This window comes from Acidovorax sp., from assembly GCF_046294525.1.
In the GTDB taxonomy this organism is placed as follows: Bacteria; Pseudomonadota; Gammaproteobacteria; order Burkholderiales; family Burkholderiaceae_C; genus Acidovorax.
On the sequence record NZ_JBKBKQ010000022.1, the window covers coordinates 1 to 12,989 of the forward strand.

Below are 12,989 nucleotides of genomic sequence, written 5' to 3' on the forward strand. Positions count from 1 at the left end.
TAAAGAGCGGCCGATGCCCACCGCGAAGCGGTATCAAGGGTTGGTCAAACAAGCCGTTTGCTGAGCGCCTTCAACTTAAAGCGGGGGCGTTCGGTGGCAAGTAGTGAATTTCAACAGCCTGTTAGGTGACCTGTCCAAGAATACGCTGCCGAGCGCGCGTGCCCTGTAGCTCTTCCAGAGCCCCTGAAAGACATGGCGCCGATAATCCCGTCCTTATGGCACTTATCACCTTACTGGACGCCCAACTCGCTTTCGGGCACGTCGCACTGCTAGACCATACAGGTTTCTCTCTAGAGGCCGCCGAGCGGGTCGGCCTCATCGGCCGCAATGGGGCTGGCAAGTCCTCCTTGCTCAAGATTCTGGGCGGGCTGGCCAAGCCCGACGATGGTTCGCTGCAGGTTCAGCAGGGTGTGCGAATTGCGTTCGTAGCGCAAGAGCCCGCGCTGGATGCCTCCGCCACGATTTTCAAGGCGGCGTCCGAAGGTCTCCAGCGCGTGATTGCCGTCCGCGACCTCTACCTCTCTGGAGCCGAGGGGCTGGATCTGGACGCTCTTCAGTCGGAGATCGAAGCCTACGATGCATGGAACTGGGAGCAACGCGTGGAAGAGACTCTGCAGCGTCTCCACCTGGATCCCAACGCGATCGTAGGCACGCTGTCCGGCGGGACGAAGAAACGGGTTGCGCTGGCGCAAGCGCTGGTCGCCCGGCCGGATGTTTTGCTTCTTGATGAGCCCACTAACCATCTGGACTTGGACTCCATCGAGTGGCTCGAAGACTTGCTGATCGACTTTCCAGGCAGTGTTGTCACCATCACCCACGACCGCGCATTTCTCGACCGCATCGCCACCCGCATCGTGGAGCTCGACCGTGGGCAGCTTCGCTCTTATCCAGGCAACTTTGCGCAGTACTTGCTGCAAAAGGAAGAGCAGCTCGCGCAAGAAGCCGTGATTGCCGCCAAGGCGGACAAGCTGCTTGCGCAGGAAGAAGTATGGATTCGCAGAGGCGTGGAGGCCCGCCGCACGCGCAGCCAAAGCCGCATCACGCGGCTGGAGCAATTGCGGGCACGCCGCGAGGCACGCCGGGACGTGGTGGGCAGTGTCCGCATGGACGTAGCCACTGGTGGGTCGAACGGCTACCAGGGGAAGATCGTTGCCGAACTGGAAGGCGTGAGCAAAGCTTTTGGGGAGAAGACCATCGTGCGCAACTTCACCGGCACGATCCTGCGGGGTGACAAGGTGGGTCTGATTGGCCCGAACGGTGCGGGCAAGACCACACTGCTCAAGATGATTCTGGGCGAGCTGGCGCCCGACAGCGGGACCATTCGCCAGGGAGCCAACCTGCAGGTGGCCTACTTTGACCAGATGCGACACGCCGTCAATCTGGATGCGACGTTGGAAGACTTCATCAGCCCGGGTAGCGAGTGGATTGAGATCGGCACCCAGCGCAAGCATGTGAAAAGTTATCTCAGCGATTTTCTCTTCTCGCCTGCGCGCGCTCACTCGCCTGTGCGCTCTCTCTCTGGGGGAGAGCGGAACCGGCTGCTGCTGGCGCGCCTGTTCGCGCGCCCGGCCAACGTGCTGGTTCTTGACGAACCCACTAACGACTTGGATATCGACACACTGGACCTGCTGGAAGAACTGCTAGAGAACTATGAAGGCACAGTCTTCCTGGTCAGCCACGACCGTACATTTCTCGACAACGTGGTCACCAGCACCATTGCGTTTGAGGGCGACGGGCTCTGGCGCGAATACGAAGGCGGCGTGCAGGACTGGCTGCTGCAGTCCAAACGGAGCCGCGCCTTGGCGGCGCCTCCCACCGCCCCTAGCAAGGCAGCACCTGAAAATACCGATGAAAATGGCACCCAGCGCTTATCCAGCAAGCGCGAGCAGCTATCAAAAAAGAAGCTTAGCTACAAGGAACAGCGGGAACTGGACCAGCTTCCGGACCTGATCGCAGGGCTTGAAGCCGAACAGCAGACGCTGCAGCAAGCGCTGGCCGATGGCACGCTTTACAGCACCGACCCGGCCCGCGCCACGGCCATGACCTCCCGGGCGGCAGCCATTGAAGACGAGTTGATGGCGGCACTGGAGCGGTGGACCGCCCTGTCAGCCTGACCGACTCCGGCCCGTGACGGGGCACCTTCCGCGCTTCGCCAGCCCCGGAAAACGACGCGCAGCGGCCAGCTCACTGCGGGAGGTTGAGGCCAGATCGCTCAGATGCGGTGGTGCAGGCGATCGGTGGCACCGCGCAGGCGGGTGATCAACGCGGGCGCAATTTGACCCAATGGCAGAACCTCATCTGCCGCACCATGGGCAATGGCTTCGCGGGGCATGCCAAAAACGATGCAGGTCGCTTCGTCCTGCACATAGTTGTAGCTGCCGGCGTCCTTCATCTCACGCATGGCTGCTGCGCCATCGTTGCCCATGCCGGTGAGCATGACGCCAAACGCATTGCGCCCCACCACAGCAGCTGCAGATTTGAACAGCACCTCGACGGAGGGCTTGTGTCGGTTCACGGGCGGGCCGTCGTCCACCACCGCCACATAGTTCGCGCCGCTGCGCGCCACGCGGAACTGGGTGCCGCCGGGCGCAATATAGGCATGGCCTGGCAGGATGCGCTCTCCGTTGACCGCCTCCTTCACCGTGATCTGGCACAGCCCGTTCAAACGCGCTGCAAAACTGGTGGTAAACCCGGGAGGCATGTGCTGCGTGATGACGATTGCCGGGGAGTCTGCCGGCATGTGCACCAGCACCTCCTTGATCGCCTCTGTGCCGCCGGTGGAGGCCCCGATGCAGATAAGTTTCTCGGTAGACAGCCGACCCAGCAGCGTGGTGGCCGGCACAGCGGCGCCCCCGGCGCCCGGATGGCCGGCAGGGGCCGCCTCACGAACGGGCGCCCGGCGCACTTGAGCGACGGCGGCAACCCGGATCTTGTCCACGATTTGCGCCGCCAGCTCGTTCAGCCCGCTGGCCAGGCCCACACGCGGCTTGGCGACAAAATCGACAGCGCCCAGTTCCAGCGCCTTCATGGTCACCTCGGCGCCGCGCTCGGTCAGGGTAGAAATCATAAGCACCGGCATGGGCCGCAGGCGCATGAGGCGCCCCAGAAAATCAATGCCGTCCATGCGCGGCATTTCGACATCAAGCGTGATGACGTCGGGGTTGAGCTCGCGGATCATCTCGCGCGCAATCAAGGGGTCATTGGCCGTGCCAATGCACTCCATGTCCCGCTGCCGGTTGATGATCTCCGACAGCAGACTCCGGACCAGCGCCGAATCGTCCACCACGATCACCCGGATTTTCCTGCTCATCAACTCACACCTTTTTCAAAACAGATCCACAGAACCGCCGGAGGTGGTCTTGGCCACGGTAGCGGCATTGCCGCGAACTTCCTGGGCCACGAGCGCCTCGGGGTGGGCGTGGGCCAGCCGCTTAACCATGGCCTTGCCCGTCACCGGGAAAAACACCACCTTGCGCGGATAGATGTCGAGCACATCTTCAGACACGATGGGAATACGCTCCGTGTGCAGGTAGTTCAGCACGAAGTTGGTGTTGCGCTCGCCCACGTTCATGGTCGTGAAGTTGTGCATGACCTGCGCGCCGCCGAATATCTTGGCCTGCATCGTCTCACGCCGCGCACCGAGTTTGAGCATTTCGTTGATGAGCAACTCCATCGCGTACGAACCATAGCGCCCGGACGCATCGGCCAGATCCCCATCGGGCAGCATGAAATGGTTCATGCCCCCCACACGCGCGCGGCTGTCCCACAGGCAGGCTGCAATGCACGACCCGAGCACTGTCATGATGACCAGGCTCTCATCGGCCACAAAGTATTCGCCCGGCAACACCTTCACGGAGTTGTGCTGGAAATGGTGGTCCAGGTAAAAGAATGACGCCTCTCCGGGCTTGCGGGCGCGCGCTTTCAGCTCTTGCAGGGAGGACTCGCGTACAGGCGCAGCGCCTCCTGCGTAGATGTCTGCGCTCAGCGGGGCGATGCGGGGGGCCCTGCGGCGCTCGGGCGCGCCCGGCGCGCCAGCAGTGCCGGAGAACGTGGAGGGCGATGCGCCTGGTGGGAGATTGGTCATGGGTGCGTACGGCTGGACAACACGGACAGGTCAACGGCGTTCGTACACCGTCTTGCCACGCAGGGTGAAAAGATCGCGGGACTCGCTGAAATTCTCGGCATGTCCCACAAACAGCATGCCGCCCGGCTTCAGCACCCGGTGAATCCTCTCCAACACCCGCCGCTGGGTGGGCGCGTCGAAATAGATCATTACGTTACGGCAGAACACCACGTCGAACGGCTCCTTGAACGGCCAGTCGTCCCGGATCAAGTTGACGCTCATGAAATCGATCATCCGCCGCAGCTCCGGCTTGGCCCGCACCATGCCGGCATTGCTTCCCTTGCCACGCAGAAAGAATTTTTGCAGGCGCTCCGGGCTCAGGCCCTTCAGTGCGTCCAGCCGGTACACGCCTTGCGACGCCGTGGCCAGCACGCGGGAGTCAATATCGCTCGCAGTCAGCTTGAAGGACGCGTTCGCCCCCAGCGCCTCAAAAGCCGTCATCACGATGGAGTACGGCTCTTCGCCCGTGGACGCCGCGTTGCACCAGACACGCCAATTGGCCGTGGGCTTGGCACGCAGATGCGAAGCGAATATCTCGAAGTGGTGCTGCTCGCGGAAGAACGCCGTCAGATTGGTGGTGAGCGCGTTCACGAACTCCTGCCACTCGGGGCCATCGTGCGTCTCCAGCCAGCCCAGATAGTCGTGAAAACTGGTGTGCCCCGTGTCACGCAACCGCCGCGACAGGCGGCTGTAGACCATGGCATGTTTCCCGTCGTGCAAGCTGATGCCTGCGCGCTGGTAAATCAGCGCCTGCACACGCGCGAAATCAGCGTTGGTCCAGACGAACTCCCGTCCCTGCGCGAGTGGCCCGGAAGGAGCGGCAGCCGCGGCATATGCCGGATCCACCCTGGGCGCGGCGGATCGGGCAGAAGAGGAGACGCTGGAGGAATGGGCCATATTGATCGTCCGAAAGGAAATCCTGTTCGCTCCAAGAGGCCGTCAAGCGGCACTTGCGACCTGCCACGCACCTAGACCGCCCCGGCGGTCTTCCAGGGCGCATGTGTCTCACTCGTTGGCGGTCACCAGCCCCATGTCTAAGCTGGACATGAGCTTCTCGATGTCCAGCAATATCAACATACGCTCACCCACCGAACCCAGCCCCAGAATGCAGCTGTTGTCGATGGCGCTCTCGATATCGGGGGCCGACCGGATGCTCTCGGGGGTCAGCTCCATCACGTCACTCACAGAATCCACCACGATCCCCACAACCCGATTGCGCAGGTTGAGGATAATCACCACCGTAAAGCTGTTGTAGTCCGCCTGGGCGCAGTTGAACTTGATGCGCATGTCCACGATGGGAACAATCGTGCCGCGCAGGTTGACCACGCCCTTGATGAAATCGGGCGCGTTGGCAATGCGGGTGGGCGGCTCATAGCCCCGGATTTCCTGCACCTTCAGAATATCGATGCCGTACTCTTCCTGGTCGAGGCGGAACGTGAGGTATTCACGCGCGCCTGCCGGTGCGGCTTCTGTTGCTTTCCCCATCACACTCATGGTGCATTCTCCTTTCTTGACCACACGACGCGCCGCGCGCGCCCGTGTTTGGCTCTAATGGCGGGCTCGGCGCACCAAGCCGCCGGTGTCCAGAATCAGGGCCACGGTTCCATCCCCCAGGATGGTGGCGCCTGACACATTCGGAACCTTGCGGTAGTTGGTTTCGAGGTTCTTGACCACCACCTGGTGCTGCCCCAGCAGTTCATCCACCAACAGCGCCACACGGCTGCCGTCGGCCTCCACCACCACCATGATGTTGCTCGATTTGTTGAGGTCGAAGCGCGGCACCTGGAAGATCTTCTCCAGGGCAATGACAGGCATGTACTCGTCGCGCACCTTTACCAGTTGTGAGCCCTGGGCAACGGTGCTGACGTCGTCGGCATTGACCTGGAAGGATTCCACCACCGACGACAGCGGCAGGATGTAGACCTCTTCGCCCACGCCCACCGACATGCCGTCCATGATGGCAAGTGTGAGCGGCAGACGCACGGACACCTTCATGCCATAGCCTTCGGCGGAGTCGATCTCCACCGAGCCGTTGAGTGCGGCGATGTTGCGCTTGACGACGTCCATGCCGACGCCGCGTCCCGACACATCCGTCACCTCTTCGGCGGTGGAGAACCCGGGCGCAAAAATCAGCTGCCAGACTTCGGCATCGCTCATCTGCTCGGATACGTCAAGGCCGCGCTCCTGCGCCTTCTTCAAAATCTTCTCGCGCGACAACCCGCGGCCGTCGTCGCGCACCTCGATCACGATCGAGCCGCCCTGGTGCGAGGCCGAGAGGGTGATGGTGCCGTGCTCGGACTTTCCTTTGGCCAGACGGTCGGCAGGCATTTCGATGCCGTGGTCACAGCTGTTGCGCACAAGGTGGGTCAGAGGATCGGTGATCTTTTCCACCAGCCCCTTGTCCAGCTCTGTGGCTTCACCCAGGGTGACCAGCTCAACCTTCTTACCCAGCTTGTTGGCCAGGTCGCGCAGCATGCGGGGAAAGCGGCTGAACACGATGGACATGGGGATCATGCGGATCGACATGACCGACTCCTGCAGGTCCCGCGTGTTGCGGTCCAGGTCGGTAAGCCCCGCCAGCAACTGCTGGTAGGCACCCGCGTCCAGCCCCCGGCTGTTCTGGGCCAGCATCGCCTGCGTGATCACCAGTTCGCCCACTAGGTTGATGAGCTGATCAACCTTCTTTACGTCCACCCGTATGGTGGTTGACTCCATCTGCGCCTGCATGGCCGCCTTGGGTTCAGCCGAGGCCGCCTTGGACGCTGCCTTGGCAGGCTGCGAGGCGGCTGCGGCTGCCCCTGGAGATCCATCGGCGTGCGGCGCGCCCGGCGCGCCATTGAAGAAACCATAGGGTGTCTCAGAGCCCGAGCCCTCGGCCACCACCGTCGGCTCGTCGTCGACGGGTGCATCTACGGCGGCAGGCGCTGCAGACGCGTCGCGGAACTGCACCTGCTCCTTGGACACATGAAAGGCAAACAGGTCGAGCAGGTCGTCCTGTGTGGACGATGTCTCTACCGCAAACACGCGGGTATTGGGCTGGGTGGCCGGCAAATCGCGGATGGTGCCGAGGCCGGGGATGTCGCGGAACAGCTCCTTGATCGCGTCGGCCTGCTCCAGGCGCTCCAGCGGGCCGACCTGGATTTCAATCTGGCGCGGCTGTCCGGCGACTGCAGCTTTGCTGGCGGCTGGCGCCGGTACGGCGGCTGCCACAGGCGCGGGCGCCGGGGCCGCAGGCGGTGGGGGAGGCGCAGATGCAGGGGCTTCAGCGGGCACACGGCCTGCAGCAAGTTCGCTGATGCGGTGGACCAGCGAGGTAGTGGATACGGCTTCTCCCTGGCCACCCGCCTGGTGGCGCGCGAGCAGGCTGCGCGAGGCGTCTGCAGACTCCAGCAGCACATCCACCATTTGTGGGATGGGCTGCAGCTCATGGCGGCGCAGGCGGTCCAGCAAGGACTCCATCTGGTGCGTCAGTTCGGCAACGTCCGAAAAACCGAAGGTGGCCGAGCCGCCCTTGATCGAGTGGGCGCACCGGAAGATGCCGTTGAGTTCTTCGTCGTCGGCGTTGGTCAGGTCCAGATTCAGGAGCATCTGCTCCATCTGGTCGAGGTTCTCGCCCGCTTCTTCGAAAAAGATCTGGTAGAACTGGCTCAGGTCGAAGTCTGCGCCGCCTCCTGATCCTTCTTGGTAGGTTTCCGCCATGGTGGGCTCCTGTGTACTGGCTGATGAGCGTCCGTCGGGCCTAACGGATCACTTTCTGGATGACTTCAATCAGGCGATTGGGATCGAACGGCTTCACCAGCCAGCCTGTGGCGCCCGCCGTGCGGCCCGCCTGTTTCATCTGGTCGCTGGACTCGGTGGTCAGGATCAGGATGGGAATCGTCTTGAACTTGGGGTGCTCGCGCAGCTTGCGGGTCAGCCCGATGCCGTCAAGCCGCGGCATGTTCTGGTCGGCCAGCACCAAGTCGATGTCGTGGCTCTCAGCCTTCTCCAGCGCGTCCTGTCCGTCCACCGCCTCCACCACGTGGTAGCCCGCACCCGTCAGGGTGAACGACACCATTTTTCGCATGGAGGGTGAATCATCTACGGCAAGGATCGATTGCATGTAAGGCTCCAACTGACTTGAATATATAGGTTAACCAGGGATCTGATCGTCAAAACAGGTCGACCGAACCTGCGTCCATCTCGCTTTGCGTCACCGGGTTGGGCCGGTCGGGCGCCATCTCCGCAAAAGGCGCGGCCTCCTCGCCCTCCTCGTGGCCCATGGCCTCAGAGGCGAGCCGGAAGGCGCACCCCTGCAGCACTTTCGTGGTGTGCCAGATGAGTTGGGAGGCCATGTCCTGGAACTGCAGCTCTGTCACCGCACTCCGCAGTGCTGCACGCGCTGCCACCAGCTCTGGCGTATCGGCCACCACAGCGTCCGACAAGGCCGCATTGGCCTCGCCAAAACGCTCCAGCAGGTTGTCTGTTGCATGATTGAGCAATCCTTCCAGCCGGTGAAGATCGTGCATGACCACCAGCAAGGAGTCCTGCAGTTCTGCCGCCACCATGACGGGAACCTGGACAGCAGGTCCTCCAGACGTTGTTAGCGTAGATTGCATCGTTTCTCCATCGCAGCACGCAGCAGCAAAACACGCAAAAACACAGGACTACGATACCTGCACAACAGCACTCGGACCCTCTCGCGAATCAGAGCGCCTGCGCCCATTTGACGCTGGCACCGAAACCATCCCAACCGGACAAACACCCTTGTTTGTTCCAATTTGTATCCTATGATAGCGCTCCTATGGTCACCATAGCACCGGACCAGGCATTGAACATTCTCCATTTGGAAGATTCATTGGCCGATCATGATCTGGCTGCCCGCACCCTGCGCCGCTCAGGGCTGTTGCTTCACATCACCCGTGTGGACTCGCTCACCGAGTTCCAGCACCTGACCGACTCCCAGCCCTTCGACGTCATATTGGCAGACTACCGATTGCCTGGATTCACGGCGCTGGACGCCTGGGCTCATGTTGCGCAAAAGCCGCACCACCCGCCTTTCATCCTGCTTTCGGGCGCTATTGGCGAAGCTGCAGCAGTCGATGCGATGCGACTGGGCATCGCCGACTATCTGCTCAAGGAAGACATGTCCCGGCTGCCCCACGTGGTGGCGCGTGCGCTGGAGGTACACGAAGCCCGGCGCGCTCACGACCTGGCCGTGGCCGAGCTGGGGGCGTCGCAGCGCCGGCTGGCCGAGTTGACGGAGCACCTGCAGTCATCCATCGAGCAGGAGCGCGCCTCCATTGCACGGGAGATCCATGACGACATTGGAGGGGCGCTGACGGCCGTGCGCTTTGATGTGGCATGGATCGGGCGCCATAGCGTTGATGCGGAGATGCAGGCCCATGCCGCATCGGCCGCCGAGATGCTGCAGCATGCCATTGGCGCTAGCCAACGCATCATGATGAACCTGCGGCCGCCCATCCTGGAGCAGGGCCTGGTGGCTGCAGTGCAATGGCTGGCCGCCGGCTTTGAGCGGCGCACAGGAGTGCCTGCGCGCGTGCATGCCAGCAGCGACACGCTGCATACGCCGCCCGACATCCAGCTGGTCGCCTACCGCACCGCCCAGGAGGCGCTGACGAACATCTCCAAACACGCCGAGTGCTCCCGGGTGGAGATTGATCTGTCTGACAAGGAAGACGTGCTGACGCTGGAGGTTTCCGACAACGGCCGGGGCATGGACCTGGAGCAGGCGCGCGACAAGCCCAAGGCCTTTGGGCTGAAAGGGCTGCAGGAGCGGGCGCGCACCGTGGGCGGCTGGCTGGACATCAGCAGCCGTCGCGGCCACGGGACATCGGTCATTCTGTCGGTGCCGCTAACATCGCCCGCATTGCCAACCGATACGGGAGATGTCCAGTGATTCATGTGGTCCTGTGTGACGACCACGCCGTGTTGAGGCGCGGCATTCGCGACACCCTCACGGAAGCCCCCGACATTCAGGTGACGGGCGAAGCCGGCGGATATTCAGAGCTGCGGAATGTGCTGCGGACCGCCGCTTGCGATGTCCTCCTGCTGGACCTGAACATGCCGGGCCGCAGCGGCATCGAAGTGCTGACCAGCCTGCGCGAGACCCATTCCAGCATCAAGGTGCTGATCGTCTCCATGTACCCCGAGGACCAGTACGCGCTGCGCTGCCTGAAAGCCGGTGCGCAAGGCTATGCCAACAAGGCGGGCGACCCAGTGGAGTTGATTGCCGCAGTGCGTACCGTGATGCAGGGCAAGAAGTATCTGACCCCCGAGGTGGCCCAGATGCTGGCAGACAGCTTGGCACAACCCACGCCGGAAGCTCCGCACACCACCTTGTCAGAGCGCGAACTGCAGACGCTGGTGAAGATTGCCTCCGGCCGCAGGCTGTCAGACATTGCCGAAGAGCTGATGCTGAGCCCCAAGACGGTGAGCGTGTATCGGGCGCGCGTGCTGGAAAAGCTCAAGCTCACCAACAACGCGGAGTTGACGGTTTACGCCATCCGCAACCAGTTGGTATGAAAAAGATAGCTGGCAGCGCTTGTCTTCAGGCGCTTCTAGCCCCCTAGGCGCTTGAAATCATTTTAAATCAAGCGCTACCAGCTATCATATTTGCAGCATTCACCGTCCGCCACCGAACAGGTCGATGGAGCGCTGCAACAACGCCAGCACGGGCTGCTCCAGCATGGGCAAGGTGGCCGCGATGCCCAGCAGGCCAACGGTGAGCGTGACCGGGAAACCCACGGCGTAGATGTTCATCTGGGGCGCTACGCGCGAGATGATGCCCATAGTGAGGTTCACGAACAACAGCAGCGCGATCATCGGCAAGGCGATCCACAGCGCGCTCGAAAAGATCCAAGCGCCCAGCTCGTACAGGCGCATCTGGCCCAGGGCCTCCATGAAGTTACCGTTCACCGGGAACCGGTCAAAACTCTTGACCACCGCCATCAGGATCATCAAATGCCCGTTGATGACGATGAAGAGCAGCAGAGCCATGTGCCCGAAGAAACGCGCCACGGCGCTGAGCTGCGCATTCGATGCGGGGTCGAAGAACGAAGCGAAGCTCAAGCCCATCTGCAGGCCGATCACTTCACCCGCCATTTCGACAGCGGCAAACACAATGCGTACCGAAAAGCCGATGGCCAGCCCCACCATCACCTGTTGCGTCACCGCCGCCAATGCCGCGCGGTCGTTCACGCTGATCACGGGCTGATCGCCCAGCACGCCCTGCGCGCACACGGCCACCAGAAACGCAAGCCCGATCTTGACCCGCATGGGCACCACGCGCATCGAAAAAATGGGGGCCACCGAGAACATGGCGAGCACCCGCAGAAATGGCCACAGGATCGGCGAGATCCAGGCGACCAGCTGGGCTTCTGAAAACGTGATCACGCCGAGGCCCCGTGCTGAACGGACTGCTGCAGGCTCAAGGGGACTAGCCAATCATCGAGGGAATGGACTCGATGGTTCGGCGGATGAAATCGACCAGCGTGCTCAGCATCCATGGCCCGGCAATCGCAAACACCACCATGGCGGCAATCAGCTTGGGAACAAAGGCCAGCGTGGCCTCGTGGATCTGGGTGACGGCCTGGAAGATGCTCACGAGCAAGCCCACGGCCATCACAACGCCCAGCACGGGCATGGCAATCATCAACAACAGCGTCAGGGCATCGCGCCCCATCGTCAACACCATCTGTGAGGTCATGGCGAGGCTCTCCTTGTCAGGGCACGAAACTGGCGGCCAGTGAGCCGATCAGCAGGTTCCAACCATCCGCCAGCACAAAAAGCATCAGCTTGAACGGCAGCGCCACGAGCACCGGGGACAGCATCATCATGCCCAGCGACATCAGGATGCTGGACACCACCATGTCGATCACAAGGAACGGGATGAAGATCATGAAACCTATCTGGAAGGCGGACTTCAGCTCGCTGGTGACGAACGCGGGCACGATGACCCTCAGCGGCGCGGTCTCGGCCGTCACCTGCGGGTCCAGCCGCGCAAGGCGGGAGAACAACGCGAAGTCGGACTGCCGGGTCTGCTTGAGCATGAAGCTGCGCATCGGGGCCTCGGCCCGCTCCAGTGCCTGCTCAAAAGTGATGGCGTTGGTGGTGTAAGGCACATAGGCGTCCTGGTACACGCGGTCCAGCGTGGGGCCCATCACAAAAAAAGTGAGGAACAGCGACAGGCCAATGATCACCTGGTTAGGCGGTGCCGATTGGGTGCCCAGCGCTTGGCGCAGCAGCGACAACACAATGACGATGCGCGTGAAGCCCGTCATCATGAGCAGTACGGCAGGCAGGAATGAAAGCGCTGTGAAGAACAGCAAGGTCTGGATGGGCACCGAATAGCTGGTGCCCGCCGGGCCGCTGCCGACCACGAGCGGCAGCGATGCACCCGATTGCGCCATGACCGTAAGGGGCGCGAACAACATCCCCAGAAGACACAGCGCAACGGCCTTCGATCCCGGCAACCTCCGCCGCATTGACTCAACCATGGGACGACTTTCCAGAATCGCCCACCGCCACAGCGATCTCCTGGGCAAACGAGGGATGGCCGGGCACGGCCGCCGGCGATGCCAACGCCCCCCCCGGCTGCGATGAAGCAGGCATCGTGTACAGGCAGCTTACGCTTTGTGCCGTGACCCCCAGCACCAGCCAGGTGCGCGCATGCTCGGGCCCCACTTCGACCGTCACCACCCTCTGGTGAGGCCCCACCGCCACGGCAGACAGCACTCGCGATGCGCCACCGGCGGCTAGCCCGCCCGCACCCTGCCGCTGCTGAATGCGCCGCACCAACCAGGGCAGCATGGCCATGGCGCCCACGAAGAGCACCACCACCAGCAGGGTCTGGGTCATGCTGCCG

Annotated in this window: 14 protein-coding genes; 3 read left to right on the forward strand and 11 right to left on the reverse strand. The window is 62.5% G+C overall.

What is annotated here, in order from left to right:
- Positions 1-215 precede the first annotated feature (215 nt).
- Positions 216-2,114, forward strand: a complete 1,899-nt coding sequence (locus ACK4HJ_RS17610; RefSeq protein ID WP_409833971.1) for an ATP-binding cassette domain-containing protein — start codon at positions 216-218, stop codon at positions 2,112-2,114.
- A 98-nt stretch (positions 2,115-2,212) separates the two neighbouring features.
- On the opposite strand, the gene ACK4HJ_RS17615 is transcribed toward ACK4HJ_RS17610, so the two are convergent.
- The 7 genes from ACK4HJ_RS17615 to ACK4HJ_RS17645 all read right to left on the reverse strand — a co-directional run bounded on the left by ACK4HJ_RS17615 (position 2,213) and on the right by ACK4HJ_RS17645 (position 8,721).
- Positions 2,213-3,310: a chemotaxis response regulator protein-glutamate methylesterase gene (locus tag ACK4HJ_RS17615; RefSeq protein ID WP_409833972.1), complete on the reverse strand. Its 1,098-nt coding sequence runs from the start codon at positions 3,308-3,310 to the stop codon at positions 2,213-2,215.
- A gap of 15 nt (positions 3,311-3,325) precedes the next feature.
- Positions 3,326-4,084 carry a chemoreceptor glutamine deamidase CheD gene (gene cheD / locus ACK4HJ_RS17620; RefSeq protein WP_409833974.1) on the reverse strand — a complete coding sequence of 253 codons (759 nt, stop codon included), beginning with the start codon at positions 4,082-4,084 and terminating at the stop codon, positions 3,326-3,328.
- 30 nt (positions 4,085-4,114) lie between these two features.
- Positions 4,115-5,020: a CheR family methyltransferase gene (locus tag ACK4HJ_RS17625; RefSeq protein WP_409833976.1), complete on the reverse strand. Its 906-nt coding sequence runs from the start codon at positions 5,018-5,020 to the stop codon at positions 4,115-4,117.
- A gap of 108 nt (positions 5,021-5,128) precedes the next feature.
- Positions 5,129-5,617: a chemotaxis protein CheW gene (locus tag ACK4HJ_RS17630; RefSeq protein WP_409833978.1), complete on the reverse strand. Its 489-nt coding sequence runs from the start codon at positions 5,615-5,617 to the stop codon at positions 5,129-5,131.
- Positions 5,618-5,671: 54 nt separating this feature from the next.
- The gene (locus ACK4HJ_RS17635) at positions 5,672-7,822 is read right to left on the reverse strand and encodes a chemotaxis protein CheW (protein WP_409833979.1); all 2,151 of its coding nucleotides are present in this window, start codon (positions 7,820-7,822) and stop codon (positions 5,672-5,674) included.
- A 40-nt stretch (positions 7,823-7,862) separates the two neighbouring features.
- Entirely contained in the window at positions 7,863-8,225 is a 363-nt protein-coding gene (locus ACK4HJ_RS17640) for a response regulator (protein WP_409783904.1), read from the reverse strand.
- 49 nt (positions 8,226-8,274) lie between these two features.
- A complete protein-coding gene (locus ACK4HJ_RS17645) occupies positions 8,275-8,721 on the reverse strand; it encodes a hypothetical protein (protein ID WP_409833981.1) in 447 nt (148 codons plus the stop codon).
- A 185-nt stretch (positions 8,722-8,906) separates the two neighbouring features.
- Here ACK4HJ_RS17645 and ACK4HJ_RS17650 point away from each other — a divergent pair, with 185 nt between their 5' ends.
- Positions 8,907-10,022 (forward strand): ATP-binding protein, encoded by a 1,116-nt coding sequence (locus tag ACK4HJ_RS17650; RefSeq protein ID WP_409833983.1) that lies wholly within the window; start codon positions 8,907-8,909, stop codon positions 10,020-10,022.
- Positions 10,019-10,648 (forward strand): response regulator, encoded by a 630-nt coding sequence (locus ACK4HJ_RS17655; protein WP_409833985.1) that lies wholly within the window; start codon positions 10,019-10,021, stop codon positions 10,646-10,648. Before ACK4HJ_RS17650 ends, ACK4HJ_RS17655 begins: the two co-directional genes overlap by 4 nt.
- Positions 10,649-10,747: 99 nt before the next feature.
- On the opposite strand, the gene fliR is transcribed toward ACK4HJ_RS17655, so the two are convergent.
- Genes fliR through ACK4HJ_RS17675 form a run of 4 tightly spaced genes read right to left on the reverse strand, consistent with a single transcriptional unit; the run spans position 10,748 to position 12,982 of the window.
- Positions 10,748-11,518 (reverse strand): flagellar biosynthetic protein FliR, encoded by a 771-nt coding sequence (gene fliR / locus ACK4HJ_RS17660; RefSeq protein WP_409833987.1) that lies wholly within the window; start codon positions 11,516-11,518, stop codon positions 10,748-10,750.
- Positions 11,519-11,561: 43 nt separating this feature from the next.
- Complete coding sequence (gene fliQ, locus ACK4HJ_RS17665) at positions 11,562-11,831, reverse strand: flagellar biosynthesis protein FliQ (protein ID WP_409833989.1); 270 nt, start codon at positions 11,829-11,831, stop codon at positions 11,562-11,564.
- Positions 11,832-11,847: 16 nt separating this feature from the next.
- A complete protein-coding gene (fliP, locus tag ACK4HJ_RS17670; protein ID WP_409834113.1) occupies positions 11,848-12,609 on the reverse strand; it encodes a flagellar type III secretion system pore protein FliP in 762 nt (253 codons plus the stop codon).
- 4 nt (positions 12,610-12,613) lie between these two features.
- Entirely contained in the window at positions 12,614-12,982 is a 369-nt protein-coding gene (locus ACK4HJ_RS17675; protein WP_409833991.1) for a FliO/MopB family protein, read from the reverse strand.
- Positions 12,983-12,989: the final 7 nt, after the last annotated feature.

Coding starts and splice junctions, on each gene's coding strand:
- cheD (WP_409833974.1), bottom strand. CDS start 4,084: ATGACCAATCTCCCACCAGGCGCATCGCCCTCCACGTTCTCCGGCACT.
- ACK4HJ_RS17610 (WP_409833971.1), top strand. CDS start 216: ATGGCACTTATCACCTTACTGGACGCCCAACTCGCTTTCGGGCACGTC.
- fliP (WP_409834113.1), bottom strand. CDS start 12,609: ATGCGGCGGAGGTTGCCGGGATCGAAGGCCGTTGCGCTGTGTCTTCTG.
- ACK4HJ_RS17645 (WP_409833981.1), bottom strand. CDS start 8,721: ATGCAATCTACGCTAACAACGTCTGGAGGACCTGCTGTCCAGGTTCCC.
- ACK4HJ_RS17675 (WP_409833991.1), bottom strand. CDS start 12,982: ATGACCCAGACCCTGCTGGTGGTGGTGCTCTTCGTGGGCGCCATGGCC.
- ACK4HJ_RS17640 (WP_409783904.1), bottom strand. CDS start 8,225: ATGCAATCGATCCTTGCCGTAGATGATTCACCCTCCATGCGAAAAATG.
- ACK4HJ_RS17630 (WP_409833978.1), bottom strand. CDS start 5,617: ATGAGTGTGATGGGGAAAGCAACAGAAGCCGCACCGGCAGGCGCGCGT.
- ACK4HJ_RS17615 (WP_409833972.1), bottom strand. CDS start 3,310: ATGAGCAGGAAAATCCGGGTGATCGTGGTGGACGATTCGGCGCTGGTC.
- ACK4HJ_RS17625 (WP_409833976.1), bottom strand. CDS start 5,020: ATGGCCCATTCCTCCAGCGTCTCCTCTTCTGCCCGATCCGCCGCGCCC.
- ACK4HJ_RS17635 (WP_409833979.1), bottom strand. CDS start 7,822: ATGGCGGAAACCTACCAAGAAGGATCAGGAGGCGGCGCAGACTTCGAC.
- ACK4HJ_RS17650 (WP_409833983.1), top strand. CDS start 8,907: ATGGTCACCATAGCACCGGACCAGGCATTGAACATTCTCCATTTGGAA.
- fliQ (WP_409833989.1), bottom strand. CDS start 11,831: ATGACCTCACAGATGGTGTTGACGATGGGGCGCGATGCCCTGACGCTG.